Origin of the sequence: Nonomuraea sp. NPDC048901, from assembly GCF_040649695.1 — a bacterium.
GTDB lineage: Bacteria > Actinomycetota > Actinomycetes > Streptosporangiales > Streptosporangiaceae > Nonomuraea.
In genome coordinates this window covers 437573-463992 of sequence record NZ_JBEZFW010000008.1, presented here as the reverse complement: position 1 = coordinate 463992, position 26420 = coordinate 437573, and the positions used below count along the sequence as shown (strand labels likewise).

Annotated in this window: 28 protein-coding genes and 1 tRNA gene; 19 read left to right on the top strand and 10 right to left on the bottom strand. The window is 70.6% G+C overall.

From position 1 onward, the window contains the following. Nucleotides 1-68 precede the first annotated feature (68 nt). From AB0C30_RS29570 to AB0C30_RS29560, 3 genes are read left to right on the top strand one after another with little or no spacing between them, the layout of a single operon-like run. Nucleotides 69-794, top strand: coding sequence for a helix-turn-helix domain-containing protein (locus tag AB0C30_RS29570; protein WP_357950605.1), 726 nt, complete (start codon nt 69-71; stop codon nt 792-794). Nucleotides 795-854: 60 nt separating this feature from the next. After that, nucleotides 855-1820 (top strand): ATP-binding cassette domain-containing protein, encoded by a 966-nt coding sequence (locus AB0C30_RS29565; protein ID WP_357950602.1) that lies wholly within the window; start codon nt 855-857, stop codon nt 1818-1820. Further along, nucleotides 1817-2650, top strand: a complete 834-nt coding sequence (locus AB0C30_RS29560) for an ABC transporter permease (RefSeq protein ID WP_357950600.1) — start codon at nt 1817-1819, stop codon at nt 2648-2650. Before AB0C30_RS29565 ends, AB0C30_RS29560 begins: the two co-directional genes overlap by 4 nt. A 131-nt stretch (nt 2651-2781) precedes the next feature. On the opposite strand, the gene AB0C30_RS29555 is transcribed toward AB0C30_RS29560, so the two are convergent. From AB0C30_RS29555 to AB0C30_RS29545, 3 genes are all read right to left on the bottom strand, one after another. Then, a tRNA-Lys gene (locus AB0C30_RS29555) sits at nt 2782-2858 on the bottom strand. A gap of 46 nt (nt 2859-2904) precedes the next feature. Next, the gene (locus tag AB0C30_RS29550; RefSeq protein WP_357950598.1) at nt 2905-3828 is read right to left on the bottom strand and encodes a nucleoside hydrolase; all 924 of its coding nucleotides are present in this window, start codon (nt 3826-3828) and stop codon (nt 2905-2907) included. Between the two features lie 250 nt (nt 3829-4078). After that, a complete protein-coding gene (locus AB0C30_RS29545; protein ID WP_357950595.1) occupies nt 4079-4471 on the bottom strand; it encodes an OsmC family protein in 393 nt (130 codons plus the stop codon). A 52-nt stretch (nt 4472-4523) separates the two neighbouring features. On the opposite strand from AB0C30_RS29545, the gene AB0C30_RS29540 reads away from it, so the two are divergent. Both AB0C30_RS29540 and AB0C30_RS29535 read left to right on the top strand, forming a co-directional pair. Further along, complete coding sequence (locus AB0C30_RS29540; protein WP_357950592.1) at nt 4524-5237, top strand: hypothetical protein; 714 nt, start codon at nt 4524-4526, stop codon at nt 5235-5237. Nucleotides 5238-5286: 49 nt separating this feature from the next. Next, on the top strand, nt 5287-6066 hold the full coding sequence (locus AB0C30_RS29535; protein WP_357950589.1) for an FAD:protein FMN transferase: 780 nt from the start codon (nt 5287-5289) through the stop codon (nt 6064-6066). A 149-nt stretch (nt 6067-6215) separates the two neighbouring features. Here the strand turns inward: AB0C30_RS29535 and AB0C30_RS29530 are convergent, their stop codons facing one another. Continuing rightward, entirely contained in the window at nt 6216-6491 is a 276-nt protein-coding gene (locus AB0C30_RS29530) for a hypothetical protein (RefSeq protein WP_225291914.1), read from the bottom strand. A 154-nt stretch (nt 6492-6645) separates the two neighbouring features. Here AB0C30_RS29530 and AB0C30_RS29525 point away from each other — a divergent pair, with 154 nt between their 5' ends. Together AB0C30_RS29525 and AB0C30_RS29520 are read left to right on the top strand one after the other, a co-directional pair. Further along, on the top strand, nt 6646-7023 hold the full coding sequence (locus tag AB0C30_RS29525; protein ID WP_357950586.1) for a phage holin family protein: 378 nt from the start codon (nt 6646-6648) through the stop codon (nt 7021-7023). 321 nt (nt 7024-7344) lie between these two features. After that, a complete protein-coding gene (locus AB0C30_RS29520) occupies nt 7345-7530 on the top strand; it encodes an aromatic amino acid lyase (protein WP_357950583.1) in 186 nt (61 codons plus the stop codon). 129 nt (nt 7531-7659) lie between these two features. Here the strand turns inward: AB0C30_RS29520 and AB0C30_RS29515 are convergent, their stop codons facing one another. Then, nucleotides 7660-8664 (bottom strand): LacI family DNA-binding transcriptional regulator, encoded by a 1005-nt coding sequence (locus AB0C30_RS29515; protein ID WP_357950580.1) that lies wholly within the window; start codon nt 8662-8664, stop codon nt 7660-7662. A 213-nt stretch (nt 8665-8877) separates the two neighbouring features. Here AB0C30_RS29515 and AB0C30_RS29510 point away from each other — a divergent pair, with 213 nt between their 5' ends. Continuing rightward, a complete protein-coding gene (locus tag AB0C30_RS29510) occupies nt 8878-9738 on the top strand; it encodes an amidohydrolase (protein WP_357950577.1) in 861 nt (286 codons plus the stop codon). Continuing rightward, a complete protein-coding gene (locus tag AB0C30_RS29505; RefSeq protein ID WP_357950575.1) occupies nt 9735-10292 on the top strand; it encodes a cysteine dioxygenase family protein in 558 nt (185 codons plus the stop codon). The genes AB0C30_RS29510 and AB0C30_RS29505 overlap by 4 nt, the downstream gene beginning before the upstream one ends. 15 nt (nt 10293-10307) lie before the next feature. Here the strand turns inward: AB0C30_RS29505 and AB0C30_RS29500 are convergent, their stop codons facing one another. Both AB0C30_RS29500 and AB0C30_RS29495 read right to left on the bottom strand, forming a co-directional pair. Continuing rightward, nucleotides 10308-10967, bottom strand: a complete 660-nt coding sequence (locus AB0C30_RS29500; RefSeq protein ID WP_357950572.1) for a hypothetical protein — start codon at nt 10965-10967, stop codon at nt 10308-10310. 13 nt (nt 10968-10980) lie between these two features. Further along, on the bottom strand, nt 10981-12162 hold the full coding sequence (locus tag AB0C30_RS29495; protein ID WP_357950569.1) for an MFS transporter: 1182 nt from the start codon (nt 12160-12162) through the stop codon (nt 10981-10983). An 81-nt stretch (nt 12163-12243) separates the two neighbouring features. Between AB0C30_RS29495 and AB0C30_RS29490 the strand changes: the two genes are divergently transcribed. Further along, complete coding sequence (locus AB0C30_RS29490; protein ID WP_357950565.1) at nt 12244-13212, top strand: LacI family DNA-binding transcriptional regulator; 969 nt, start codon at nt 12244-12246, stop codon at nt 13210-13212. Here AB0C30_RS29490 and AB0C30_RS29485 read toward each other — a convergent pair. Next, nucleotides 13178-14473, bottom strand: coding sequence for an MFS transporter (locus AB0C30_RS29485; protein WP_357950562.1), 1296 nt, complete (start codon nt 14471-14473; stop codon nt 13178-13180). The two genes, AB0C30_RS29490 and AB0C30_RS29485, sit on opposite strands and share 35 nt — an antisense overlap. 111 nt (nt 14474-14584) lie before the next feature. On the opposite strand from AB0C30_RS29485, the gene AB0C30_RS29480 reads away from it, so the two are divergent. From AB0C30_RS29480 to AB0C30_RS29440, 9 genes are all read left to right on the top strand, one after another. After that, nucleotides 14585-15571: a winged helix-turn-helix domain-containing protein gene (locus AB0C30_RS29480; protein WP_357950560.1), complete on the top strand. Its 987-nt coding sequence runs from the start codon at nt 14585-14587 to the stop codon at nt 15569-15571. A 122-nt stretch (nt 15572-15693) separates the two neighbouring features. Next, a complete protein-coding gene (locus tag AB0C30_RS29475) occupies nt 15694-16659 on the top strand; it encodes a sugar-binding domain-containing protein (RefSeq protein ID WP_225291924.1) in 966 nt (321 codons plus the stop codon). A gap of 256 nt (nt 16660-16915) precedes the next feature. Then, nucleotides 16916-18004: a sugar ABC transporter substrate-binding protein gene (locus AB0C30_RS29470; protein WP_357950557.1), complete on the top strand. Its 1089-nt coding sequence runs from the start codon at nt 16916-16918 to the stop codon at nt 18002-18004. 18 nt (nt 18005-18022) lie between these two features. Beyond that, on the top strand, nt 18023-18814 hold the full coding sequence (locus AB0C30_RS29465; protein ID WP_225291926.1) for an ATP-binding cassette domain-containing protein: 792 nt from the start codon (nt 18023-18025) through the stop codon (nt 18812-18814). Then, the gene (locus AB0C30_RS29460; protein WP_357950554.1) at nt 18811-20043 is read left to right on the top strand and encodes a sugar ABC transporter permease; all 1233 of its coding nucleotides are present in this window, start codon (nt 18811-18813) and stop codon (nt 20041-20043) included. The genes AB0C30_RS29465 and AB0C30_RS29460 overlap by 4 nt, the downstream gene beginning before the upstream one ends. Continuing rightward, on the top strand, nt 20043-21518 hold the full coding sequence (locus tag AB0C30_RS29455; protein WP_357950551.1) for an FGGY-family carbohydrate kinase: 1476 nt from the start codon (nt 20043-20045) through the stop codon (nt 21516-21518). Before AB0C30_RS29460 ends, AB0C30_RS29455 begins: the two co-directional genes overlap by 1 nt. Beyond that, nucleotides 21515-23032, top strand: coding sequence for an FGGY family carbohydrate kinase (locus tag AB0C30_RS29450; protein ID WP_357950548.1), 1518 nt, complete (start codon nt 21515-21517; stop codon nt 23030-23032). The genes AB0C30_RS29455 and AB0C30_RS29450 overlap by 4 nt, the downstream gene beginning before the upstream one ends. Next, nucleotides 23029-23643 carry a histidine phosphatase family protein gene (locus tag AB0C30_RS29445; RefSeq protein ID WP_357950544.1) on the top strand — a complete coding sequence of 205 codons (615 nt, stop codon included), beginning with the start codon at nt 23029-23031 and terminating at the stop codon, nt 23641-23643. The genes AB0C30_RS29450 and AB0C30_RS29445 overlap by 4 nt, the downstream gene beginning before the upstream one ends. After that, the gene (locus AB0C30_RS29440; RefSeq protein WP_357950542.1) at nt 23640-24659 is read left to right on the top strand and encodes a 2-hydroxyacid dehydrogenase; all 1020 of its coding nucleotides are present in this window, start codon (nt 23640-23642) and stop codon (nt 24657-24659) included. The genes AB0C30_RS29445 and AB0C30_RS29440 overlap by 4 nt, the downstream gene beginning before the upstream one ends. On the opposite strand, the gene AB0C30_RS29435 is transcribed toward AB0C30_RS29440, so the two are convergent. Both AB0C30_RS29435 and AB0C30_RS29430 read right to left on the bottom strand, forming a co-directional pair. Beyond that, entirely contained in the window at nt 24649-25506 is an 858-nt protein-coding gene (locus AB0C30_RS29435; protein WP_357950539.1) for a carbohydrate ABC transporter permease, read from the bottom strand. The genes AB0C30_RS29440 and AB0C30_RS29435 overlap by 11 nt on opposite strands. Beyond that, on the bottom strand, nt 25503-26384 hold the full coding sequence (locus tag AB0C30_RS29430; RefSeq protein ID WP_357950537.1) for a sugar ABC transporter permease: 882 nt from the start codon (nt 26382-26384) through the stop codon (nt 25503-25505). The genes AB0C30_RS29435 and AB0C30_RS29430 overlap by 4 nt, the downstream gene beginning before the upstream one ends. Nucleotides 26385-26420: the final 36 nt, after the last annotated feature.

The window sequence follows — 26420 nt, the reverse complement described above, 5'->3', positions numbered from 1 at the left end:
CAATATTGATATGAGGCCAACTTTGGTACGGTACTTGTATGAGTACAGACCAGCCTCACCAAGAGACCGTGAAGACCCGACACGAACGGCGGCGGATCCAGACCAGGGAACGGATCGCCGACACGGCCCTGACCCTGTTCAGCGAGCGCGGCTACGACGCGGTGACCATCGCCGAGATCGCCGAGGCCGCGGACGTCGCGAAACAGACCGTCGTCAACCACTTCCCGGCCAAGGAGGACCTCCTCCTCGCCTGGCACCGCCCGGTGGAGGCCGACGTGATCGACCTGATCGACCAGCTTCCCCTGAGCACCCCGCTACCGGAGTTCCTCAAGGAGGAACTGCCGCGCATGTTCGCGAAACTGCCGGAGACACCGAAGGCCCCCCAAGGCGGTGGCGGACGGGCCGCAGGTCCCCAAGGCGGCGGACGGGCCGCGGGCGACCCGCAAGGCGGCGGCGGGCGGGCCGGGGGCGACCCGCGCCTCGCCCGCGTGGGGGCGATCATCATGAAGAGCCCCTCGATACAGGACGCGTTGCGGCGGCGCGGCAGCCGTTACCAGGAGGACCTGGCGGCGATCCTGTCCGACCGGGTGCCCGCGCGCCTGGGACCCGTCGCGGCGCGCGCACTCGCCGCCTTCATCCTGACCACGGTCACCGCCATGGTCGAAGAGGCGATGCGGCTACGGGCCGAAGGCCAACCGGCCGAGCAGATCACTGCCGCCCTCACCGAGACGGTCGGCCGCGCACTGGACATCCTGGACACCGGCCTCGGCGGATCGGAAACGCCATCCGAGTAGTGGCTCCGCCGCCGGAGAAGCCCCCCAAGGTGCGCCACTCGCAACTCTCTGGGAGCAGGTATGACAATGCAGCCCGTTGTCGAAGCGCGCGGCATCGTGAAACGCTTCGGCTCGACGACCGCCCTGCAGGACGTTGATCTGTCCGTTCCGACCGGCACCGTCTACGGCCTGCTCGGCCCCAACGGCGCGGGCAAGACGACGATGATCCGGATCTTGTCGACCCTTCTGCGGCCGGACGCCGGCACCGCCCGGGTGGCCGGACACGATGTCGTCCGCCAGGCCACCGCGGTGCGCTATCAGATCGGGTTGACCGGCCAGTTCGCCGCTGTGGACGAGAAGTTGACGGGACGAGAGAACCTACGCCTGTTCGGCCGCCTCTACCATCTGCCGGGACAACTGATCCGGCAGCGTGCCGAGGAACTGCTGGCTCGGTTCGACCTGTTAGAGGCCGCCGGACGGGTGGTGCGGACCTACTCCGGCGGCATGCGGCGCCGCCTGGACGTGGCGGCCAGCCTCATGATCGAGCCGGCCGTGCTGTTTCTCGACGAGCCGACCACCGGGCTGGACCCACGCAGCCGCAACCAGGTCTGGGACCTGGTCCGCGGCCTGGTCCGCGACGGGACCACGGTGCTCCTGACGACGCAATATCTCGACGAGGCCGACCAGCTCGCCGACCGGATCGCGGTCATCGACCGCGGCCGGCTGATCGCCGACGGCACCCCTACCGACCTCAAAGCCGGCATCGGCGGCGCACGCATCGAGGTCGTGGTCGAAGACCCGGCCACCCTGCCGGCCGCCGCAGCGGCACTCGCCCGGGCGTTCACCACCGAACCCCACATCACCCCGGGTGCCCGCCGGGTCAGCGCGCTGACCGAAGGTGCCAGGGACGATCTGCTGACCGCCGTCCGCGCGCTGGACGCGGCGGACGTCACTGTCGAGGACATCACCCTGCGCAGACCGACACTCGACGACGTCTTCCTCCGTCTGACCGGCCACACCACCACCGAAGAGCAGGAGACACCGTGACGTCCACATCCGCAGCGCCCGCGGTCGCGGGCCCGCTCTCCCGGCTGGGCTGGGCCATCCGCGACGGGTGGGCGGTGGCCGGCCGGGAGTTCAGCCAACTCCGCCACCACCCCGGCGAACTGGTCGGCGCGATGATCGTCCCGGTCATCATGGTGCTTCTGTTCGGCTACGTCTTCGGAAGCGCCATCAACGTGCCGGGCGGCGGCAGCTACCGCGAATATCTCATGCCGGGGCTGTTCGCCATGACCGCCATCACCGGAGTCATCGCCAGCGCCCTGCTCATCTCCAAGGACATCGCCGAAGGCGTCATGGACCGATTCCGCTCCATGCCCATGGCACGATCGGCCATCCCCTTCGGCCGCACCCTCGCCGATCTGGCCACCGGCATCGTCACCACCGCCATGATGGCCGGCGTGGGACTCCTGGTCGGCTGGCGAGCCCACAACGGCCTGGCCGCCACACTGGCCGGATTCGGCCTCATCCTTCTCGTCCGCTTCGCGGTCAGCTGGATCGGCGTCACCGTCGGCCTCTCCATCAGCCCCGAGACCGCGAACGCGCTCATCCCCATCCTTTTCCCGATCTCGGCGCTGTCCAACAGCTTCGTCCCCACCGACGGCATGCCCGCCTGGCTACGCTTCATCGCCGACTGGAATCCCATCAGCGCCCTCGTCGCCGCCAGCCGCCAACTCTTCGGAAACCCCACCATCACCCCCGCAGAGGGATCATGGCCGCTGCAGCACCCCCTCACCGCCACGCTGGCCTGGTCCATCGCCATCCTCGTCGTCTTCATCCCACTGGCGACATGGAGATTCCAGCGAACCACCCGGTAGAGCCGTCCTTTTCCAGCGACGGCGGGGTCATGAGTGGGGAGTGTCACCGCCTGAAGACGTCGATCCCGGCCCAGAAAACAGTAAAACCGCCTAGCGAACTAGGCGGTTTTACCTGGCCAGAAGACCTTCGCTGGTGCGCCGCCAGGGACTCGAACCCCGGACCCGCTGATTAAGAGTCAGCTGCTCTAACCAACTGAGCTAGCGGCGCCCGCAACAGAAGTAACTGTAGCAGCCACCGCGCACCACCCAGCACATCATCCGAGCCGCTCGCCCAGCCCCTCGTAGGCCTCCAGCACCGTCTCCCAGAACCGCTTCACATCCAGCGATGTGGCCACCAGGGCGTTGGGCCGCGCGTCACGGAGCTTGAAGTCGGTGACCGTCATTCCCGAGGTGTGCCGGCCGATCGTCTCCACATCCACCCGCGCCGGTACGCAGGTGAAAAGCGTGGGGTCGAGCACGTACGCCACGGCGCACGCGTCATGGATGGCCGGTCCGGAGTCGGCCGTGACCTCGCCGTAGGACTGGGCGGCCGGGACCAGCAGGTCGGACAGCCGGCCGAGCGGACGCATCCGGTCCAGGACATCGGTGGTCACCGCGGCCGTGAGGGTCACATCGAGGCCGAGCATCTTCACCGTCCAGCCGGCGTCGAAGACGATGGCGGCCGCCTCCGGGTCGGCCTTCATGTTGAACTCCGCCGCGGGGGTCGTGTTGCCGCGGGTGAAGGAGCCGCCCATGATCACGAAGTCGCGGGCCCACTCCACGACGCGTGGCTCCCGGCGTACGGCCAGCGCGATGTTGGTCAGCGGGCCGATGGCGACCAGCGTGATCTCGCCCGGAGCGGCTCGCAGGCTCTGCACGATGAAGTCCACGGCGTGGCCGTCGGAAACGGGGCGCGTCGCCGGTGGGAGGACGGCGTCGCCGAGGCCGGACAGGCCATGGATGTCGGCGGCGCGGACCGTGGGGCACACCAGCGCGCCCGCGCTGCCCGGAACGACCGGAACGTCGCCGAGGTCGAGAAATTCCCTGAGTGCCAGCGCGTTGGCCGTGGTCAGCGCGAGGTCGACGTTGCCGCCTACCGTGGTGATGCCCACGAGTTCGAGGGCCGGGGTGCCCGCCACCAGCGCCAGGGCCAGCGCGTCGTCGATGCCGGGATCGCAGTCAATGAGGACCTTTGTCACAGAACCGAACAATACGCATGAATCGGGGCCGGACAGTCCCCCAACTGTCCGGCCCCGACCGAGGGCGGTCCAGGCCGACGCTTTCCCCCAAAAACGTCGGCGGTCCCGCACTGCGAACGACGGTCCCCCTCCGCGTCCGCTCTTCGGTAAAAGTCTGCAAGTCAGTCGCAGGACTCTTGACCTGCCTCGACACTACCGAGACGAATGCAACGAACGTGTCATAGGGGGGTCGAATGTCCGCCTAATCCGGTTACGGGATTACCAAACGGACCTCCGTACCCTCCTGGAGGGAGCGGCTGACCGTGCAGTACTTCGCGTGCACCCGATCCGCTACCGCCCGGAAGACCTCGTCCGCCTGCTCAGAGGGGACTTCGACGTCATAGGTCACCGTGACGGGACCCAGCAGGTTCGGCTCGACCTTCTCCGATTCGACGGTCATCGCCAGACGGATCAGCCTTTGCCCGCGCTTGGCGGTCAGGGGCTCCACGGTCACGATGTTGCACCCGCCCACCGCCGCGAGCAGCAGCTCGACGGGCGTGAACGCGCCCTCCTCGTCGCCGGCCCCGATCCGTACCTCCGCGCCACGGGCGTTCGTCGCCCGGAATCCGCCGTCTTCGGTCCGCTCAACACGTACGTTAGCCATGTTTTAGACACTACTCAGACGACTCTCATGTTCGGCGAGCATCGTCTATCCCATGGCTAGCGAGGCAAAGGCGAATCAGCCTCTCATCGTGTTCTGGTGCGGTGTGGCGGTCGCGGAGTTCGGGGCGATCCAACCGGGGTTCGGTTACCCGTGGCGTCCCTCCGCGTGGGCCGTCGCCGGACTGCTGGTGACGCTCGGGCTGCTGTCCGCCAGGGCGCCGGAACTCCTCCGTTCGGAGCAGGTCAGGCGGCGCCTGCGCCTGGCCGGGTACGCGGCGGGCACGCTGCTGGTGACGCACCAGCTCAGCTCCACCGCCTATGTGACCAGCGCCAGCCGCACCGGCTCGCTCCTCCTGTACGGCATCGCGGCCGTGATGGCCGTCTGGCACCACGGCGTACGGGCCACCACACGGGGCTCCCTGCTCATCGTCGCCGACCTCGAACCCGCCGGGCTGCGCGACCTGCTCGCCACCCGCACGGGCGACACCGTGACCGTCTACCGGACCGACCGGGTGACCGACGAGCTGCGCGAGCTGGAGGCCGAGCACGGCCTGGTACTCGTCGAGGGCGAGGAGCACGACCCCCGGGCCAAGGAGCGGCTCAGCGCCTCGGGGCTGCGGCGCCAGGTGCCCGACATCGCCGAACGCACCGTGATCGTCGCCGGACCCCGGCCCTTCCAGCGGTACGTCCGGGGCGCCCTGACCCGGCTATCCGTACCAAAGGCGCAGGTCAGGACAACTCGGTTCAAACGCAAGCCTAGGGTTTAACCAGGCATTACGCGCGCCGTGGGACGGTTGCTGCGAACAAGGAGGCAAGGTGACGACTTTCCCCGGAAGCGCCCGTGTCGAAATGGTCATGGGCATACCGGTCAGCGTGGACATCCGTACCGCCCTGCCACGGCGCGAGCTGGCCCCCGTACTCGACGACGCCTTCGCCTGGCTGCGCTGGGTGGACGAGACGTTCAACCCCGACAGGGAGAGCAGCCAGATCAGCGCGCTGAACCGCGGCGGGACCATCCGGCAGGTCCCGGAGCTCATCGAGGTGCTGCATCGCTGCGACGAGCTCAGCGAGGCGACCGGCGGGTGGTTCGAGTCCCGCATCAACGGCGTCATAGACGCCTCCGGCTACATCAAGGGCTGGGCGCTCGAACGGCTCTCCCGCGCGCTGACCAACGCCGGCGCCGTCGATCACCGCATCAACGCCGGTGGGGACATCAGGGTGCGCGGCTCGGCCGCCCCCGGCAAGCGCTGGCAGATCGGCGTGCGCGATCCACGTACCGATCGGGTGCGCACCGTCGTGTTCACCCACGACCTGGGCATCGCCACCACAGGCGGCGCGAAGGTCGTCGATCCGCGCACCGGAATCAAGCAGGACACCCTCGGATCGGTCACCGTGCTCGGCCCCGACCTGGGCGCCGCCGACGCCTACGCGACGGCGATGTACGCCATGGGGCCGGTGCTGGGCAGGCGCTTCGCCATGGAACTCGCGGCGGCCGGGCCGTACCAGACGATGATCATCGGCCGTGACGGCCAGGAGGTCATCACCACACCCGGCTTCGCCGCCTACAGCAGCCCGGAAGCCCTCCTGGCGGGCTGAGGCGGCCTTTCGGGCGGCGCGGCTTCGCCGGTCGCGCGGCTTTGCCGGTCGCGCGGCTTTGCCGGTCGCGCGGCTTTGCCGGTCGCGCGGCTTTGCCGGTCGCGCGGCTTTCGATCGGTGTGGAACAGAACAGCTGTGGGGTGGAAGCGCTAGGCCTCGGGATGCTTGCTCAGATATTCGATGTAGACCGGCCGCAGAGCCTCGCCGAGCTCGCCTTCGCCGGCCGCCAGGGCATCGCTGAGCAGCGCGGACACCCGGCTGAGGTCGTTGGCGGTCTCCGTGTCGTGACCGCTGGCGGCCTCGGCCGCCGGGATCACCCGCAACAGATTCCACAGAAAGCCCAGATCGCCGTGGCGTACGGCGTAGCTGACCGCGCGATCGTGCAGCTCGCTGGCCGACAGCGATTCGAATCCATCCGAGTCCATCTCGCTCCCTTCCCCCGACTGCCTCTTCCCAGCGTTGGCCCTCGGTAACGCCTATCGACAACGCCTATCACAGTGGGTGGCTGGGTGGCACATATCCGCTCATCACGGAGTGCCTCTATCGGAGCACCGATCGGTAATGGGAGGATCAACCAGCGTGAGATTCATCATCAGAACCCTGGCGGCCGCGGTCGCCCTCTGGGTCGCCATCCAGTTCGTCCCTGGCATTCAGATCGCCGGGTCGAACACCCCCAAATACTGGGGCACCCTGCTCATCGTCGCCCTGATCTTCGGCCTCATCAACGCCATCGTGAAGCCGATCATCAAAACGCTGGGCTGCGCGCTGATCGTGCTGACGCTGGGGTTGTTCCTCCTCGTGATCAACGCGGCCATGCTGCTGCTGACGAGCTGGATCTCCGGCCAGCTCGACATCCCCTTCCATGTCGCCAACTTCTATCCGGCCGCCTTCTGGGGCGCGATCATCATCAGCGTCGTCAGCTGGCTGCTCGGCCTGTTCATCCCCGACAACGATTGAGCTCGGTGGAGCTCGACGGTGCCGGTCTGACCTGCGCGCAGGTCCATGCGGCGGCGTACGGCGCGGCCCGGGTCACGATCTCCTCACTGGATCGGGCCCGGGCCGCGTGGCGGGCCGCCCAGGAGCTGACCGGCCCCGTCTATGGGCAGAGCACCGGGGTCGGGGCCAACAAGGACGTGGCCGTCGAGGAGGGCGGGCTCGACCTGCTGCGCAGCCACGCGGGCGGGCGGGGCCGCTCGTGGCGCCAGAACAGGCCAGGGCGATGCTGGTGGTACGGCTCCACCAGCTGCTGGCGGGCGGCTCGGGCGTCGATCCCGGCGGTTGCCGTTCATCAGCTCCGGGGCCGCGACGCTGGCCGACGCCGCCATCGCGGTGCACCGGGTGCGTGTCCTGCTCGACGCCGCCGTCGACGTGGCGGCCTTCAGCTTCGTCGCCGTAGCGGCCTCGGCCGAGCCGCTGGCCGCCGCCGTACAGGAGGCCCGACTCCACCCCGGCCAGTGGGGCTGAGGGCCTCCAGGAAGACGGCCGCTGACCGGTACGAATATCCCGCCGTTACGGCCCGCGGAAGACCCTGTCCGCGCACCGCCGCAGCCCCGCCCACGGCCAGTAGCCCGCCGAAGACAGGCAGTCCCGCCGCTACGGACCGCCCACGACCGGCAGCTGCCCCACCGAGCCGCGTTCGCGGAGCGTCGGCTGCTGCACCACCCGCCGACGCCGCGTCCCACCGTCGGCCGCCGCCGACATGAGGCGGACCGCAGCCCGCACGATGCCGTCGATGTCCCAGTCGACCGACGTGAGCCCCGGTGTGAGCAGGCCCGACATCGGGTGGTTGTCATAACCCATGACCGAGACGTCGCCCGGGATCGACAGCCCCAGCTCCGCCGCCGCCGCGTAGACGCCATAGGCGATCGAGTCGGCGAAGCAGAACACCGCGCTGGGCCGGTGGGCGTCGAGGATGCGGTGGGCCGCGTCGGTGGCCGCCGCCAGGCCGTGGGGCGCGGTGGCCACCACGATGTCGAGGCCGAGGCGGTCGGCTTCGGCGGTGACGAGCACGTCGGCCGGCCGGTCGGGGGTGCTGGTCATGGTCGGCGTCAGGAGGGCGATCCGCCGGTGGCCCATCGCGTGGAGGTGCTCCAGCGCGAGGGTGACGCCACCGCGGTTGTCGAAGACCACTTCGCCGGCCGTGCCCGCCAGTGAGTCGCCGATCGCCACCACCGGCAGCGACTCGCACAGCTCCGACCAGAACGGCGCCGCCGGATCGACGGGCTGCACGATCATGCCGTCGACCCGCTGGTCGCGCAGCTGCTGGGCAAGCGCCCGCTCGCGGGCCGGGTCGCCGACCGCGTCGAGGATCAGCGCGTAGCGGTCCTTCTCCCGCAGGCCCCTGCTGATGCCGACGGCCAGCGACTGCTGCCAGAGGTCCTCGAGCGAGCCGCAGAGCAGCCCGATCATGTTGGTGCGCCCGCTGGCCAGGGCCCTGGCGATGGGGTCGGCCTCGTAGCCGAGCTCTGCGGCGGCGGCGCGGACCCGCTCCATGGTCTCCTCGGAGACCTGCATGCCACGCAGCGCGTAAGAGACAGCGGCCGGCGACAGACCGGTCGCTTGGGCCACTTCCCGGATCGTCGCTCTCTTCCGTGGCATCTAGCCAGCCTATTGCGTGGCACCGACAGAAGCTCGCATGCCAAAGAAGCCGCCGGCGGGGTTCGTCCCTATCGGGGGGCAAGCGGCCCACCGTTGACATTTGTCCAGTGAAGCGGTTCACTGAACCGTATCACTGAAACGGTTCACAGCCTCGAAGTTCCAGCGTGATAGGTTTACCTGCAATACTAGTAGGAAATAGAGGGAGGTGTGGTCGTGATCATCGACATCCATCAGCATTTGTGGACCCGAACATTCGTCGAAGCGCTCCGCGATCGGACCGCACCCCCCTACCTCGACGGCTGGACGCTGATCCTCGACGGCGAACCGCCCTACGAGGTCGACCCCGCAGACCACACCGACCGGGACGTCACCGGGCTGGAGCTGGCCCTGGTCTCGCTGTCCAGCCCGCTCGGCATCGAGTTCCTGCCTCCGGAGGAGGCGTGGCCGCTGCTCGACGCCTATCACGAGGGCGCGCTCGGGCTGCCCGCGCCGTTCGGCGCGTGGGCCTCGACCTGCCACAGCGAGCCCGATCCCGAGCGCCTGGCCAAGGACCTCGACCGCGGGTTCGCCGGGCTGCAGATCCCGGCGACGGCCCTGCCCGACGACCGGCTGCTGGACGTGCTCACGGAGCGGGACCTGCCGCTGTTCGTCCATCCGGGCCCGGCCGCGGCCACGCCCGGCACACCGTCCTGGTGGCCCGCGCTCGTGCCGTACGTCCAGCAGATGCACGCGTCGTGGCACTACTTCCACGCGGTCGTCAGACCGCGCCACCCCAGGCTGCGCGTGTGTTTCGCGCTGCTGGCCGGGCTGGCCCCGCTCCACTCGGAGCGACTGATCGCGAGGGGCGGCACGGGCCGCGGCCTGGTGGACCCCGGCTGCTTCGTGGAGACCTCCTCGTACGGCCCGCGCGCGATCGACGCGATCGTCCGCGAGCTCGGCGTCGACGTCGTGGTCAACGGCTCCGACGCCCCCTACGCCACCGCACCAGACCCGGGACTCGGCGAGGCAGCCGCCCACGCCATCCGGGTCACCAATCCCCGTCGTCTACTCGGCCGAAAGGAGACCCGTACGTGAGCGAGCAGACCATCGAGCACCCCGGCATTAACCAGACCCAGGACGGGGGTGCCTGTGCTCAGCTCCCGGAGCGCACACTGGACCGGCGCGAGCTGCGCCAGCTGGTGAACGAGCTGGCGGCCAACCCGGCCGAGTGGCGCGAACAGGTGGAGTTCCCCGCCGACGGCGGCCGGCACTACGCCTCGCTCTACCGTGACGCCTACGTCGACGTCTGGCTCCTGTGCTGGCGGCCCGAGGACGACACGGGCTGGCACGACCACGACATCTCCTCGGGCGCGGTCCACGTGGTCCAGGGGGCGCTGCTGGAGTGCAACCCGCGCATCGGCGGCGAGCACCTGGAGACCGTGGTGTCGGAGGGGCAGTCGTTCTCGTTCGGGCCTGACCACATCCACCGGCTCAACGGCGCCGTGGACAACAGCGTCTCGATCCACGCCTACTCGCCGCCGCTGTGGCGGCTCGGCCAGTACTCCATCGACGACACCGGCGTCATGCGCCGCGTCTCGGTCAGCTACGCCGACGAGCTTCGTCCGATGGACGACGCCGTGGTGGCCTAGGAGAGGCGGTAGTGGCTAGGAACGGCGTCGTGGCCTGAGCACGCAGCAGCTCGCGCAGGGCTCCACGGCGGGCAGCGCGATCCACAGACAGCAGGTCCTGCGGAAGTAGCCGTCGTCGGCGGGCTCGATCAGCCCGTCGACCGGCTTGCCGATCTCGGCCAGCAGCGCCATGTAGTCACCCGCCACGAACTGCGTCAACGGGTGGGCGAACGCCTCCGCGGTCGAACCCCAGAGCGTCCGCTCACCCACTCCGGCCATCCGGCTGAGCACGCGTACGAGCGGCTCCTGCGACTCGGCCAGCGCCCGCCTGATCGGCGCGACGCCGGAGCCCCAGCTCACGCGGGAGGCCGCGATCGTCACCCCCGCCCCGGACACCTTGAAGTACGTCTCGGCCGGCCGCATGGTCGGCACCCGCCCGTCGAGCGCCCAGCCGAGCGCCATCGGCAGCGTGTGCCAGTAGCCGTAGGTCTTCCAGAACAGCGCGGCACCGACGTGGCGCGGGGCGCTCCAGCGCGCCGCCGTCTGGTCGACCAGCTCCTCCAGCAGGGTGTACGGCGGGCGCAGCAGCTCCGAGGCGGCCGTCCAGGTCTCGTCCGGCGTGATGACCAGGCCGGGTTCGACCCCGATCACCCCGCCGCGCTCGTCGGCCAACCGCTGGAGCGCCTCCGTCAGCACGTGAGTCCTTCCGCTACCGGTAAGCCTTGTCCAACGTAGCAGGGCGTCCCGCGAACCAGCCGGCCAGGAGTTGCGCCCCCAGCACCCCGAGCCCCGTCAGCAAGGGCACCGTCCACCCGCCGGACACCTGCCTGAGCAGCCCGAACAGCACCGGCCCCAGCGCGGCCACCGCGTACCCCACCGACTGCGCCACCGACGACAGCGCGGTCACCGACGCCGGGTCGGGCGCACGCAGCGCGATCAGCAGCAGCGCCAGCGCGAACGAGGCCCCCTGCCCGACCCCGAGCACGACCATCCACAGCCACGGCAGCCAGGGCGCGGCGACCGGGGCCAGCAACATGCCGAGGTAGCCGGCCACGGTCAGCAGCCCCGCCCCGATCACGAACGGCACCTGCGACGGCCGCCGCCCGGCCAGGATCGGCACGCCGAGCGTGGCGCCCACCTGGACCAGGTTCGTCACGCTGAGCAGGTAGCCGGCCTGGTCGGCGGGCAGTCCTGCGTCATGGAAGATCGTCGGCAGCCAGGCCAGCAGCACGTAGAAGGTGAACGACTGCAGGCCCATCAGCGCGGTCACGTACCAGGTGACCCGGCTGCGCAGCACCACCCCGAACGGCCGCGGCCCGCCCTGCGGCCCCGCCTGCCCGCGCAGCGCCTGCGGCAGCCAGAGCAACGCGGCCAGCAGCGCGGGTACGGCCATCAGCGCCGACATACCGCGCCAGCCGTAGCCCGTGGCGTGCTCGACGGGGATGACCAGTGCCGAGGCGGTCGCGGCGCCGCCCACGATCGCGGAGCTGTAGACGCCGGTCATCAGATTGACCCGGTCGGGGAAATATTCCTTGGTGATGCCGGGCATGGCTACGTTCATCACGGCGATGGCGGTGGCCGCGATCGCCGAGCCCGCGTACAGCGCGGGGATGCCGTCGAGGCCGCGCAGCACCACGCCGGCGGCGAGCACGAGGAGCCCGGCGAGCAGCGTGCGGTCCAGCCCGATCCGGCGCGCGAGCAGCGGCGCGATCGGCCCGAACACGCCCAGGCAGACCACCATCACCGTGGTGATCCCGCCGCCGGCGGCGGGCGTGAGGCCCACGTCGTTCATGATCTCGTCGAGGAGCGGGGAGATACCGGCGATCGCGGGCCGCAGGTTCAGCGCGGCCAGCACGAACCCGGCGACGAGGAGTGCGGATCTCAGGGGCATAGAACCTCTACTCTCGCATAACGCTCTGACAACGTTGTCTGGCCGTCTTACTTGGGAAAGGATCCAAGGGTGAGACCGACGATGAAGGATGTCGCCACGGCAGCCGGGGTGGCGCTCAAGACGGTCTCGCGCGTCGTGAACGGCGAGCCGGGCGTCAACCCGGCGACGGCCGAACGGGTGCGCGAGGCCATCGACCGGCTGGGCTACAGCCGCAACGAGAGCGCGCGCGTGCTGCGCAGGGGCCGCACCGCGACCGTCGGGCTGGTCATCGAGGACGTCGCCGACCCGTTCTACGCGGGGCTGAGCCGGGCGGTCGAGGACGTGGTCATCGTCGAGGGCTGCCTGCTGCTGAGCGGCTCGTCCGGCGAGAAGCCGACCAGGGAGCGCGAGCTGGTGCGCACCTTCTGCGCCCGCCGGGTCGACGGTCTGATCGTGGTGCCGGCCGGTGACGACCACTCCTACCTGCGTCCCGAGCTCGACGCCGGGACGCCCGCGGTGTTCGCCGACCGGCCGCCCGGACCAGGGCTGGACGTCGACACCGTGCTCAGCGACAACGCGGGCGGCGCCAGGGAGGCCGTCGGCCATCTCCTGGCGCACGGCCACCGGCGGATCGCCATGCTCGGCGACCATCCGTCGATCTACACGGCGGCCGAGCGGCTGGCGGGTTACCGCGCGGCCCTCGGCCCGCTCTTCGATCCCCGGCTGGTGGCGATGCGCGCCCCCACGCCCGAGACGGTCAGGGACGATCTGGAGCGCATGCTGGCGCTCGACGCGCCGCCGACCGCCCTGTTCACCGGCAACGGGCGGCTCACCGTGACGGCGCTGCGTGCCTTGGGCGGGCGGCGGATGGGGCTGGTCGGGTTCGACGACTTCGAGCTGGCCGACCTGCTGACGCCCGGCGTGACGGTGGTGGCCCAGGACCCGGCCGGGATGGGCCGGGTGGCCGCCGAGCTGCTGTTCCGCCGCCTGGCGGGGGACGGCGGGCCGTCGGAGCACGTCGAGCTGCCGGTACGCCTCATCCCCCGCGGCTCGGGCGAACTACCTCCGTGACCTCCGAGGCGGAGACGGGGCGAGCTTCCGGGCGTAGTGCGCCGGACAGGGCCAGGGCGACGAGGACGCCCGCGATGCCCGCCGCGAAGATCGCCGGTCCCGGACCGATCGCCTCCCCCAGGACACCGATCAGCGCCGCGCCGATCGCCTGCCCGGTCATCAGCCCGGCCGACAGCAGTCCGAACGCCTGGCCGCGCGCCTCCTCCGGCACCGAATCCACGAAGCGCCGCTGCAACCCGAGCTGGTAGGACACCCCGGCGGCGGACACGGCGGCCAGCACCGCCGCCCACGCCACGCCGGGCGCCGCCAGGAAGGCCAGCCACGGCAGCCCGATCAGCACCGCCAGCGGCAGCGACAACCGCTCCCTGACCGCCGGAGCCGCGAACCGCCCCACCACGAACTCCCCGACCGCCATCCCACCGGCCGCCGCCGCGAGCACCACCCCCGCCTGCCCCTGGCCACCCAGGTAGGGCACGACCATCGCCTCGGCCCCGGCCATGCACGTGCTCGGCAGCCAGCTCGCCAGCAGCAGTCCCCGCACCCGCCGATCGACCAGCAGCGACCGATTCACCCGCAGAGTCACCCGCACGGCCCCACCGCCCGCGCCGCGAGCCGCCTCCGCACCACCCACCGCCGCGCCACCAGCCGCCGTACTACCGGCAGCCGCGCCCCGGCCGGGCCGGTAAGGCAGGCCGTACCGGAGCACCAGGGCGGCCACCGCCGAGAGCCCTGCCGTGATCGCCAGCGCCCCGCGCGGCCCCGTGACCGCCAGGAAGGCACCCCCCACGGCCAGCCCCGCGATCTGGGCGCCCGCCGAAGTAACCCCCATGAGCGACCGGGCCAGCACGAACGCGTCCCCGGGCAGTACGTCCGGCAGCAACGCACTGCGCGCCGCCCCGAACACCGGCGCGAACAACCCCGTCACCAGCACCAGCCCGAGCATCACCGGCACCGGCAGTCCGGCGAAGGCCAGCAACAGGCACACCACCACCCTGACCAGCTCCCCCGCGACCATCACCGCCCGCGGCGGCAGCCGATCGGCCAGCGAGAGCAGGAACATCCCGCCCAGGATGTACGGCAGCCACCCGACCATGTACGCGGCGGCCGAGAGCCCGGGCGACCCCGTCTCCGCGTACACCAGCACCGACAGCGCCAGCATCTTGATCGAGTCCCCGGAGATCAGCAGCGCGAAGCTGCCGAACAGCACCCGGAACTCCCGTACCGCGAACACCTGCCCGAAGGTGGCCCCACGCTCGGTCAACCCGCACCCCCATCGTGAAAGGGCGGCTCCGGAGGGAGGTCTCGGAGCCGCCGGTCACGATGCTGCGGGACCACGCCCGGCGAGGGCGAATCTTTCGGATATAAACGAAAGGTGTTCAGGATCGAGGTCACCCCGCAGGACGTGGTGGCCAGCCGGTTTGCCATCTCGCCGCTGATCGAGACCATGCACGCGCAGTGGGTGCTCGAAGGGCGGACCAGGGCGGGCGCGCACCGGCGGTGGGTGGACAGATGGCACGAGCGGTACAAGGAGCTCGCCGGCCGCCTCCCCGCCCTGCGCGCCATGGCGGCGATCACCGGCAACAAGGGCACCGGCAACGTCGATTTCATCGCGCCGCCGCCCGCCGGGATGAGCGTGCCGTTCGACACCGAACTGGCCACCATGCGCACGACTCCGGTCGAGCAGGCGCACGCCGAGATCGCCTCGGTCCTGGCCCAGCGGCCACCCGTGCCGGAGTGGACCAGGGCGCTGCTGCTCGGACCCGACGTCGTCCAGGTACTGGCCGACGCCTACGAGACGCTGTGGACGGAGATCCTTTCCAAGGACTGGCCGCGCTTCCAGGCGATCCTGGAACGCGACGTGGTGCAGCGGGCGGGCCGGCTCGCCGCGTACGGCTGGGCGGCCGCGCTCGACGACCTGAGCGAGCAGGTCCGATGGCACGGCGACGGGTACATCGAGGTCCGGATGGGCCAGAGCGACGAGCGGCACCGGCTCGGCGGCAAGGGGCTGCTGTTCCTGCCGTCGGCGTTCGTGCCCGCCGTGGGCGCCTACCTGGAGGACGCGTGGCCGTACGCGCTCACGTACCCGGCCCGTGGCACGGCCGTCGAGGTGCCCGCGGCGGGAGCGGGGGCGGGCCTGGCGGTGCTGATCGGCCGCACCCGGGCCCGCATTCTCGCCGAGCTCGCCGTGCCCGCCACCACCACCCACCTCGCGGCCCTGCTCGGGCACAGCCTCGGCACCACCGGCGGCCACCTGGCCGCCCTGCGCCGCACCGGCCTCATCGCGGGCACCCGTACCGGCCGCGCCGTCCTGTACGCCCGCACTCCACTCGGCGACGCCCTCGTAGCGGGAAACAACTGAAGCACGGGTACGCGCGCGAGGACCGATGATAGTTCGGCAGACTCGATACCCCCGTGATCCGAGGGCACGAAGGTATAGTCACATCTGTCCAGCACAACTGTTCAGGCCGAGGGAGCGCGCGCATGAAGGCCGCCGATGTCGCGCCAGAGGCGCAGGCCCGGTTCCCGCACGATCTCATGTACGCGGCGGCGACCCAGTACTACCTCGAAGACGCCACCCAGGCCGACATCGCCAAGCGGCTGGGCGTCAGCAGGGCGACCGTGAGCCGGCTGCTCACCGAGGCCCGCCGCCAGGGCATCGTCGAGATCAAGGTGCACCGGCCCGCCACCCTCGAGGACGGCCCCCTGGCCGCCAGCGTGGCCGAGGCGCTGCGGCTGCGGCGCGTCCACCTGGTCCCCAAGGTCAGCGGCCCGGCGCTGGGCCCCTGGCTGGCGCCGGGGCTGGCCCGTGCCCTGGCCGGGGTCGGGCTGGAGTCGGGTGACGTGGTGCTGGTCTCGTCCGGCAGCACGGTGTACGAGTGCGCGCGCGAGGGGCTGGGGCAGTTCCCCGGCGTCACCATCGCACCGGCCGTCGGCGGGCAGGAGGAGCCGCAGCCGTGGTTCCAGACCAACGAGACCACCCGCATCCTGGCCGAACGCGTCGGCGGCGTGCCCAGCTACCTGTACGCGCCCGCGCTGCCGGGGCCCGAGCTGTTCTACTCGCTCCAGCACGAGCCGTCGGTACGCAAGGTCATGGACCTGTGGGCGCACGCCAAGTGCGCCATCGTCGGCGTCGGCTCCGCGCCGCTGATGCGGCAGGTCGTGCCCGCCTTCATGCCGCGCGACGCGGAGAGCCTGCGCGAGGCCGTGGGCGACGTCTGCATGCGTGTGTACGACCGCGCCGGCGAGCCGGTCTCCTACCCGGGCAGCGAGCGCCTGGTGGCCCCCGGCCTGCACGAACTACGCCGCATCCCGTCGTCGATCGCCGTCGCAGTGGGTGCCGAGAAGGTGCTGTCGATCATCGCGGGCGCCAAGGGCGGCTACTTCAACCAGCTGGTCACCGACGTCCTGACCGCCGAGGGCCTGCTCGCCGCGGCACGCCGTTCCTGACAAGCAGCCGACGCTCCTGACAGCGACGTCCCGATAAACACCCGACAAACCGGGAACGAACCCCAAACGACCACTTCTTGCCCAAAACCAGGCCTAGGCCCTGAACACTTTTGCTGGACAATTATTCAGACCTCGCGCTAGCGTGAGCCACACCACAGGACGTGGCCGGTTGTGAGCGGCTTGTCTCCCGTGGCGTTTTCGGGGGAGCGACGCGATCAGCGAGTCCGTGAGGACGTAGTGAGTGAGGAAATATCCCGTGAAGAGAGTTCAGATGCGGACCTCCGCGTTCGCCGCGGTTGTAGTCATCGCAGGGTCGGCGCTGGCCGCCTGCGGCTCCGGCTCCACCGGTGGTGACAGCGGCACCAAGGCGGGCGGCGGCGCGGAGAACGCCAAGGTGGCCTTCCTCATGCCCGACCTCGCCTCCACCAGGTACGAACTGCAGGACAAGCCGCTGTTCGAGGCCAAGATGAAGCAGCTCTGCCCGAGCTGCACGGTCATCTACCAGAACGCCGACTCCGACGCGGCCAAGCAGCAGCAACAGGCGAACTCGGCCCTGGCGCAGGGCGTCAAGGCCATCGTGCTCGACCCGGTCGACTCGGCCGCCGCGGCCACGATGGTCAAGACGGCGCAGTCTCAGGGAGTGGCGGTCATCGCCTACGACCGGCCGATCCCGGCCACGCCCGCCGACTACTACATCTCGTTCGACAACGAGAAGATCGGCAACATGATCGCCCAGTCCCTGGTCGACCACCTCAAGAAGGAGAACATCCAGGGCGGCCTCCTGGAGGTCAACGGCTCGCCCACGGACGCGGCGGCCGGCCTGATCAAGAAGGGCATCCACAGCGCGATCGACCCGAGCGGCTTCAAGCTGCTGGCCGAGTACGACACTCCCGACTGGCAGCCGGAAAAGGCCCAGACCTGGGTCAGCGGCCAGATCACGCAGTTCAAGGACCAGATCGCCGGCGTGGTCGCGGCCAACGACGGCACCGGCGGCGGCTCGATCGCCGCGTTCAAGGCGGCCGGCGTGAAGGTGCCGCCGGTCACGGGCAACGACGCCGAGCCGGCCGCCGCCCAGCGGATCATCGCCGGCGACCAGTACAACACGATCTCCAAGCCGATCAAGATCGTGGCGGAGGCGTCGGCCGACGTCGCCTACCAGTTCATGCAGGGCAAGAAGCCCGCGGGCAAGACCACGCTCTACAACACCCCGTCCCAGCTGTTCGTCCCCACGGTCGTGACCAAGGAGAACATCAAGGCGGTCCTGTTCGACAGCGGCATCATGAAGGCCGGCGAAGTGTGCACCGGCGAATACGCCAAGGGCTGCGCCGAGCTCGGCATCAAGTAAGGCTAGGGAGGAGCGGCCTTGTCGCCCACACAGCAAGCGGACAGCGTTCTGTCCCTGCGAGGGATCAGCAAGACGTTCGGAGCGGTCGCCGCGCTCACCGACATCGACCTCGATGTCGCGGCGGGCCAGGTCATGGCCATCGTCGGCGACAACGGCGCGGGCAAGTCGACGCTGGTCAAGATCCTGTCGGGGGTGCATCCGCCCGATTCGGGGACGATCACCTTCGAGTCGCGGGACATCCACATCCCGACGCCGGCGGCGGCGCACAAGCTCGGCATCGCCACCGTGTTCCAGGACCTCGCCCTGTGCGAGAACCTCAACGTGATCCAGAACCTGTTCCTGGGCCAGGAGGTCCGCCCGCTCCGGCTGAACGACGTGGCGATGGAGACCCGCTCCTGGGACCTGCTCCGCCAGCTGTCGGCGAAGATCCCAAGTGTCCGCGTGCCGGTGGCCGCGCTCTCCGGCGGCCAGCGCCAGACGGTGGCCATCGCCAGGTCGCTGCTCGGCGACCCCAAGGTGATCATCCTCGACGAGCCGACCGCCGCCCTGGGCGTCGCCCAGACGGCGGAGGTGCTCAATCTGGTCGAGCGGCTGCGCGAGAACGGCCTCGGCGTCATCATGATCAGCCACAACATGGCCGACGTGCAGGCCGTGGCCGACACCGTGGCCGTGCTCCGGCTCGGCCGCAACAACGGGGTGTTCGACGTGGGCGCGGTCTCCACCGAAGAGATCATCGCCGCCATCACCGGCGCCACCGACAATGCGGTCTCCCAGCGCCAGGCGCGCCGCAAGGAAGGTCTGCCCTCATGAACAGCACGCTCACGGACCGCCAGGACGAGCGGCTGAGCGCGAACGAAGGGGTGCGCGGCGCGATCGCCGACGTGGTCGAGCGGGCCCGTGGCGGCGACCTGGGTGTGATCCCCGTCGTGGTGGGGCTCATCGTCATCTGGACGGTGCTGCAGATCCTCAACCCGATCTTCCTGTCCAGCGCGAACCTGGTGAACCTCACCCTGGAGTCGGCCGCGACCGGCATCATCGCGCTGGGCATCGTCTGCGTGCTGCTGGTCGGCCAGATCGACCTGTCGGTCGGCTCGGTCAGCGGCCTGTCGGGGGCCGTGCTCGCCGTGCTCTTCGTGGTCAAGGGGCTGCCGGTCTGGCTGGCCATCCTGGCCGCGGTCATCATGGGCGCGGCGATCGGCTGGGTGTACGCGCAGCTGTTCAACCGCTTCGGGGTGCCGAGCTTCGTCATCACGATGGCCGGGCTGCTGGCCTTCCTCGGACTGCAGCTCTATGTGCTGGGCACCAAGGGCTCGATCAACCTGCCGTTCGACTCGGGCCTGGTGAACTTCGCGCAGCTCGACTTCGTACCGGCCTGGCTGTCGTACTGCTTCGCGGTGATCGCGGCCGTCTGGCTGTTCGCCAGCGGCTACCTGCACGCCCAGGAGCGGCGGCGCGCCGGGCTGTCGGCCAGGAGCCTGTCCATGCTGCTGGTCAGGAGCCTGGCGCTGCTGGCCGTGCTGGCCTTCGTGGTCTACTACCTCGGGCAGACCCGTGGCATCGGCTGGATGTTCATCTTCTTCGTGGCGCTGGTGCTGATCATGCACTACATGCTGTCGCGTACCAAGTGGGGCCGGGCCGTCTACGCGGTCGGCGGCAACGTGGAGGCCGCGCGCCGCGCGGGCATCAACGTCAGGGCCATCTACACCTCGGTGTTCGTGCTCTGCTCGTCGTTCGCGGCGGTGGGCGGCATTCTCGCGGCGGCCCGGCTGGCCGCGGCGAACCAGAGCAGCGGCGCGGGCGACGTCAACCTCAACGCCATCGCGGCGGCCGTGATCGGCGGGACGAGCCTGTTCGGCGGGCGCGGCACGGCCTTCGGCGCGCTGCTCGGCATCATCGTCATCCAGTCGATCTCCAGCGGGCTGACCCTGCTCAACCTCGACTCCTCCATCCGCTTCGTGGTCACGGGCATCGTCCTGCTGCTCGCGGTGGTCGTCGACTCGATCGCCCGCAAGTCGCGGACCTCCCACGGACGCGCCTGATGGCGGTCATCTGCGTCGACGCGGGGACCACGGTCATCAAAGCCGTCGGATACGACGAGACGGGCGCCGAGACGGCCGTCGCCCGGCACGCGACCACCGTCTCCAGGCCCGCGCCGGGCCAGGCCGAGCAGGACATGGACTCAGTCTGGGACGCGGTCGCGGGCACGGTCCGCGAGGTCGCGTCCCGGCTCGGCACCGCGCCCGACTTCGTGGCCGTGACCGCGCAGGGTGACGGCTGCTGGCTGGTCGACGCGGCGGGCCGGCCCACCGGTCCGGCGATCCTGTGGAACGACGGCCGCGCCGCCGCCACGGTCGACCACTGGAACCGCTCGGGGCTGGCCGCCGACGCCTTCCGCGTCAACGGCTCCTCCGCCGCCTCCGGGCTCCCCCACGCGATCCTGACCTGGCTGAACGAGCACGACCCCGACCGGCTGACCCGCTCGGCCGCCAACCTGACGTGCGGCGGCTGGATCTTCTCCCGGCTGACCGGCGAGCTGGCCGCCGACGAGTCCGACGGCTCGGCCCCCTTCATGGACCTGCGCACCCGCGCCTACTCCCCCGCGCTCCTGGCCATGTTCGGCCTGGAGTGGGCCGAACGCCTGCTGCCCGAGCTACGCGACGACACGCGGCGGGTGGGCGCCCTGACGAGGGAGACCGCCGAGCTCCTCGGGCTGCCCGCCGGGACGCCGGTCGTGATGGCGCCCTACGACATCGCCGCCACCGCGATCGGCGCCGGCACCGTCGGCCCCGGCCAGGCGTGCAGCATCCTGGGCACCACGCTCTGCACGGAGACCGTCGTCGAGCGGCCCGACCTGGACGGCGAGCCCGTCGGCATCACGATCGCGATGCCCGACGGCTACCTGCGCGCCTTCCCCACCTTCGCCGGGACCGAGGTTCTGCAGTGGGCCTGCCGGCTGCTCGGCCTGGACGGCCCGGCCGAGCTGGGCGAGCTGGCCGCCACCGGCCCGCCGGGCGCGGGCGGGCTGTCGTTCCAGCCCTACTTCTCCCCCGCCGGTGAGCGCGCGCCGTTCTCCGATCCGCTGGCCAGGGGCGCCTTCCTCGGCCTGTCCTTCGAGCATGGGCGCGAGCACGTCGCCCGGGCCGTGCTCGAAGGGCTCACCCTCGTCATCCAGGACTGCCTGGCCGCCTCCGGTGACGGGCCGCACGAGCTGCGGGTGTGCGGCGGCGGCTCGGCCAGCGCGCTGTGGCTGCGGATGATCTCCGACGTCACCGGCCTGCCGGTCTTCCGATCGGGAGACGCCGAGGTCGGCGCCAGGGGCGCCTTCCTGGTCGGCCTGGTCGCCACGGGCGCGGCCACGAGCATCGAGGCGGCGGCCGACCGGTTCGTCCGGTTGCGGGACGCCGTACGACCCGAGTCCGGCGCGTACGGCACGGCGTACCAGGACTTTCTGGCCCTGCGCGAGACCAGCGCCCGATCATGGCCGCTGCTCGCCGAGATGCGGGGGCGCTCGTGAGCGTCTGGATCGGTGTGGACCTGGGCACGCAGAGCGTCCGGGCGATGGCCGTCACGGACGGCGGCGAAGTGCTCGGCGCGGCGAGCAGGCCGCTGACCAGCCACCGCGACGGGCCCCGGCACGAGCAGGACCCCGAGGAGTGGTGGCGGCAGCTCTCCGCCGCCACCAGCGAGGCGCTGCGCGACGTGCCACCGGAGCGGATCCGCGGCGTCGCCGTGGCCGCGACCTCCGGCACGATCCTGCTGACCGGCCCCGACGGCACCGCGCTGACCCCCGGTCTGATGTACGACGACCGGCGGGCGGCGGCCGAGGTGGCCCGGATCGACTCGGTCGGCGCGCCCGTCTGGCAGCGGCTCGGCTACCAGCGCATGCAGGCCAACTGGGCGCTGCCCAAGCTGCTGTGGCTACTGCCTGACGCCCCGCCGGGCGCGCGGCTGGCGCACCAGAACGACTTCGTCAACCGGCGCCTCGTCGGGCGCGACGTGGCCACCGATCTGAGCAACGCGCTCAAGACCGGCGTGGACCTGATCGAGGAGCGGTGGCCGTACGAGGTGTTCGACGAGCTGGGGGTGCCCGCCGAGACACTGCCCGACGTCGTACGGCCCGGCACCACGCTCGGCACGGTCTGCGCCGAGGCCGCCGCGAGCACCGGCATCCCGGTCGGCACCCCGGTGATCGCCGGGACCACCGACGGGTGCGCGGCGCAGCTCGGCGCCGGAGCGATGACGCCGGGCAGCTGGAACTCCGTCATGGGCACCACCCTGGTGCTCAAGGGCGTCACCAGGGAGCTGATCCACGACCCGCTGGGCGTCGTCTACTCGCACCGCGCGCCGGACGGCTCGTGGCTGCCGGGTGGCGCGTCGAGCACGGGCGCGGGGGTGCTGACCCGCGAGTTCGCCGGACAGGACCTCGACGCGCTGAGCACCCGGGCCGCCGCCCGCTACGGCCCCACCGCCGGCTTCGGGCCCGCCGCCCACTTCGGTCCCGCCGCCAACGGCGGCGCCGGGGAGCCGGTCGTCGCCGCCACGGAACCGGTCGTCACCTATCCGCTCGTGTCGCGCGGGGAGCGGTTCCCGTTCGTGGCGCCCGAGGCCGAGGGGTTCACGCTCGGCCGGCCCGCCGACGACGTGGAGCGCTACGTGGCGATCCTGCGCGGCGCGGCGTTCGTCGAGCGGCTCTGCTTCGACTATCTCGACCTGCTGGGCGCCCCGGCGGACGGGGAGATCGTGCTCACCGGCGGAGCCACCAGGAGCGCGTACTGGAACCAACTGCGCGCCGACGTCCTCGGGCGGCCCGTCACGCTGCGGGAGAACGCCGAGCCCGCGCTCGGCATGGCCGTACTGGCCGCGGGAGACAAGGGCGACGCGGCCGGGATGATCCGCACCCGCGCGGTCGTGGACCCGGCCGGACCCCGCATGGACGAGACCTACCTACGCTTCGTCACCGAACTGGAAGGACGCGGCTGGCTGCCCGCGAGCGCCGCCGACCACGCCCGTGAGAGGACCGCGCCATGACCAACATCGCACTGGTGCGCCACGGCGAGTCCGTCTGGCATGCCGAGAACCGCTACGCCGGGCTCAGCGACGTCGAGCTGACCCCGCGCGGCCTCGACCAGGCCGGGCAGCTGGCCTCCTGGGCGGGCCGGGCCGGGCTTGCGGCCGTCTGGGCGTCCACCCTGAGCAGGGCCCGCATCACCGCCACCGCCAGCGCCGAGGCGGCGGGCGTCGACCTGCGGGTGGACGAGCGGCTGCGGGAGCTCGACTTCGGCCAGGCCGACGGGCTGACCGCGGCGGAGATGCGCGAGCTCTTCCCCGAGGCCCGCGCCGCCTTCGAGGCCGATCCCGCCACGAACCCACTGCCGGGCGGCGAGGACCCCAAGCTCGCGGCCGACCGGTTCACCGAGTGTCTGCGGGACATCGCCGCGGCCCATCCCGACGGCCGGGTGATGGTCGTCGCCCACACGACCGTCATCAGGATCGCGCTGTGCCGGCTCATGGGCGTGCCGCTGGACGAGTACCGGCGGCTCTTCCCGAGCCTGGACAACTGCGCCATCACCGAGATCCGCCCGCGGAACGGCCAGGTGGCGATCCTGCGGTACAACTCCCCGATTGGAGCTCTTCGTTGACCATCCGAGTCCTCGCCGCCGGCGACCACTTCGTCCAGAACCGCCTCTTCATCGACGCGCTCCGGCACGCGGTTCCCGGTGAGGTGGAGATCAGCGAGCTGACGCTGCCGTGGCCGGAGGTGCCGTTCGGCCGGGTGAGCGAGGTGGACGAGGCGTCCGATGTGGAGGACGAGCTGATCGAGGCGCTGCGCGGCGTCGAGGTCTGCGTGACCCAGATGGCCCCCCTGACGAAGCGGGTGCTGGACGCGTCGCCGGAGCTCAAGCTGTTCTGTGTCAGCCGGGGCGGCCCGGTCAACGCCAACCTGGACGCGGCCACCGAGGCGGGGGTCGCGGTCACGTTCGCGCCGGGACGCAACGCCGTGGCCACCGCCGAGCACACGCTGGCCATGCTCCTCGCGGCCACCCGCCGCATCCCCCAGACGCACGCCGACCTGGCGGGGGGCGTCTGGCGGGGCGACTACTACACCTATGACAACGTCGGGCCCGAGCTGGAGGGCTCCACGGCGGGCCTGGTCGGCTATGGGGCGATCGGCCGCCGGGTGGCCCGCATGTTGGAGGGCTTCGGGGCGGAGGTCCTGGTCTACGACCCTTACGTGGAAATTTCAGGACAGGTGGAGTTGGACGAGCTGCTCGAACGCTCCCAGTTCCTCTCCCTGCACGCGCGGGCCACCCCCGAGACCATCGGCATGATCGGCGCGCCGCAGATCGCCGCGATGCCTCGCGGGTCCGTCATCGTCAACTGCGCGCGCGGCTCGCTGCTCGACTACGACGCCCTGTGCGACGCGCTGGAGTCGGGTCACCTGTTCGGCGCCGCGGTGGACGTCTTCCCCGAGGAGCCCATCCCGGCGGGGTCGCGGCTCCTCACGACCCCCAACCTGGTGATGACCCCGCACCTGGCCGGCGCCAGCAAGGAGACGGCCATGAAGGCCGCCGAGATCGTCGCCGAGGACGTGGCCCGCTATGTCCGCAAGGAGCCGCTCAAGCACTGGGCCAACCCGGCGGCGCTCATCCCTTGAGCGCGCCGGCCATCAGCCCGCGCATGAAGAACCGGCCGAGCAGCACGTAGATCAGCATCGTCGGCACCGACGCCAGAATCGCCGCCGCCATCTGCTGGCTGTACGGCGTGGCCTGGGCGCCGGCGATGTTGTTGAGCATGACGGTCGTCGGCCAGCTCGTCGGCCCGGTGAGGAAGACGGCGAACAGGAAGTCGTTCCACATCGAGGTGAACTGCCAGATGATCACCACCGCGATGGCCGGCGCGGACACCGGCAGCACTACTGACCAGTACGTACGCAGCATCCCCGCGCCGTCCACCCGAGACGCCTCGATGAGCTCATCGGGGATGGTGACGTAGTAGTTGCGGAAGATCAGCGTGCAGATCGGGATGCCGTAGACCACATGCGCCAGCGTCAGCCCGGGGATGCCGCCGTAGAAGACGCCCTGCAGCCCGGTCACCTCGTTGAGCTTCACCAGGAGCTGCACCAGCGGGATCATCACCCCCTGGTAGGGGATGAACATGCCGAACAGGAACAGCGTGAACAGCAGGTCCGCGCCCGGAAAGCGCCATTTCGAGAGCACATAGCCGTTCATGGAGCCGAGCACGCAGGACAGCAGCGAGCCCGGCACGGCCAGCAGGACGGAGTTCCACAGGCCCGGGGCCAGTTTCTCCCACGCCACCCGCCACGCCTCGAAGGTCCAGGTCCGCGGCAGATTCCACGCCTGGCTCGGGTCCGCCTCGGTGAGCGGCTTGAAGCTGGTGACCAGCAGGACGTAGATCGGGATCAGGAAGATCACCACGAAGGCGATCAGCAGGACGAGCCGCACGCCGCTGGACACCCGCCGGCGCCCGATCACCGCGGTCATGAACGCCTCTCCTTACGCACGGACCAGATCAGATACGGGATGACGAAGATGGCCACGCTCAGCACGATGTACGAGGCGATGGTGGCGCCCTTGGCCGGGTCGTGGGAGTCGAACACCGCCACCCACATGAACACGGCGGGCACGTCGGTGATGATCTGCTTGCCCGACACCGCCACGATCAGGTCGAACACCTTGAGCGAGATGTGCCCGAGGATGATCAGCGCCGACAGCGTCACGGGCCGGAGCATCGGCAGCACGACGTACCGGTAGACGCCCCACTCGTTGCACCCGTCGACCCGCGCCGCCTCGCGCAGCTCCTCCGGCACACCACGGAACCCCGCCAGGAACAGTGCCATGACATATCCGGACATTTGCCAGACTGCCGGAAGGGCCATCGCGGCCATCCCCCAGTCCGGATCCCGGAACCACTGCCACTGCGGCAGCCCGATCCAGTCGAAGAGCCGGTTGAGCCCGACCGCCCGCTGCTCCATCCCCGAGTTCATCAACCACCGCCACACGATGCCGGTCGCGACGAACGAGATGGCCATCGGGAACAGGTAGATCGCCCGGAACGTCCCCTCGCCCCTGATCCCCTTCTCCATGAGGAAGGCCAGGAACCAGCCGAGCACCAGCGCGCCCAGCACGAACACGAGCGTGAACATGATCGCGTGCTGCACCGAGATGTGCCATCGAGGCAGGTCCCAGATGTCGACGAAATTCTTCAGCCCGACGAACTTGCCCTCGGACACCTCGTCGTGCTTGTCGGTCATGGCCAGCTGGAAGTTCCAGCCCAGCATGCCGTACACGAACACGCCGATCGCGATGATGGACGGCGTGACGAGGAGTAACCCAGGCAGCCAGGTGCGTGCCCGCCTCACAACATCCCCTCCAAGAGGTACGGCAGGCGCGAAACG

Coding starts and splice junctions, on each gene's coding strand:
- AB0C30_RS29495 (WP_357950569.1), bottom strand. CDS start 12,162: ATGCCCCTGAGATCCGCACTCCTCGTCGCCGGGTTCGTGCTGGCCGCG.
- AB0C30_RS29540 (WP_357950592.1), top strand. CDS start 4,524: ATGGCTAGCGAGGCAAAGGCGAATCAGCCTCTCATCGTGTTCTGGTGC.
- AB0C30_RS29455 (WP_357950551.1), top strand. CDS start 20,043: ATGGCGGTCATCTGCGTCGACGCGGGGACCACGGTCATCAAAGCCGTC.
- AB0C30_RS29445 (WP_357950544.1), top strand. CDS start 23,029: ATGACCAACATCGCACTGGTGCGCCACGGCGAGTCCGTCTGGCATGCC.
- AB0C30_RS29435 (WP_357950539.1), bottom strand. CDS start 25,506: ATGACCGCGGTGATCGGGCGCCGGCGGGTGTCCAGCGGCGTGCGGCTC.
- AB0C30_RS29530 (WP_225291914.1), bottom strand. CDS start 6,491: ATGGACTCGGATGGATTCGAATCGCTGTCGGCCAGCGAGCTGCACGAT.
- AB0C30_RS29515 (WP_357950580.1), bottom strand. CDS start 8,664: ATGCCACGGAAGAGAGCGACGATCCGGGAAGTGGCCCAAGCGACCGGT.
- AB0C30_RS29565 (WP_357950602.1), top strand. CDS start 855: ATGACAATGCAGCCCGTTGTCGAAGCGCGCGGCATCGTGAAACGCTTC.
- AB0C30_RS29475 (WP_225291924.1), top strand. CDS start 15,694: ATGAAGGCCGCCGATGTCGCGCCAGAGGCGCAGGCCCGGTTCCCGCAC.
- AB0C30_RS29545 (WP_357950595.1), bottom strand. CDS start 4,471: ATGGCTAACGTACGTGTTGAGCGGACCGAAGACGGCGGATTCCGGGCG.
- AB0C30_RS29490 (WP_357950565.1), top strand. CDS start 12,244: ATGAAGGATGTCGCCACGGCAGCCGGGGTGGCGCTCAAGACGGTCTCG.
- AB0C30_RS29460 (WP_357950554.1), top strand. CDS start 18,811: ATGAACAGCACGCTCACGGACCGCCAGGACGAGCGGCTGAGCGCGAAC.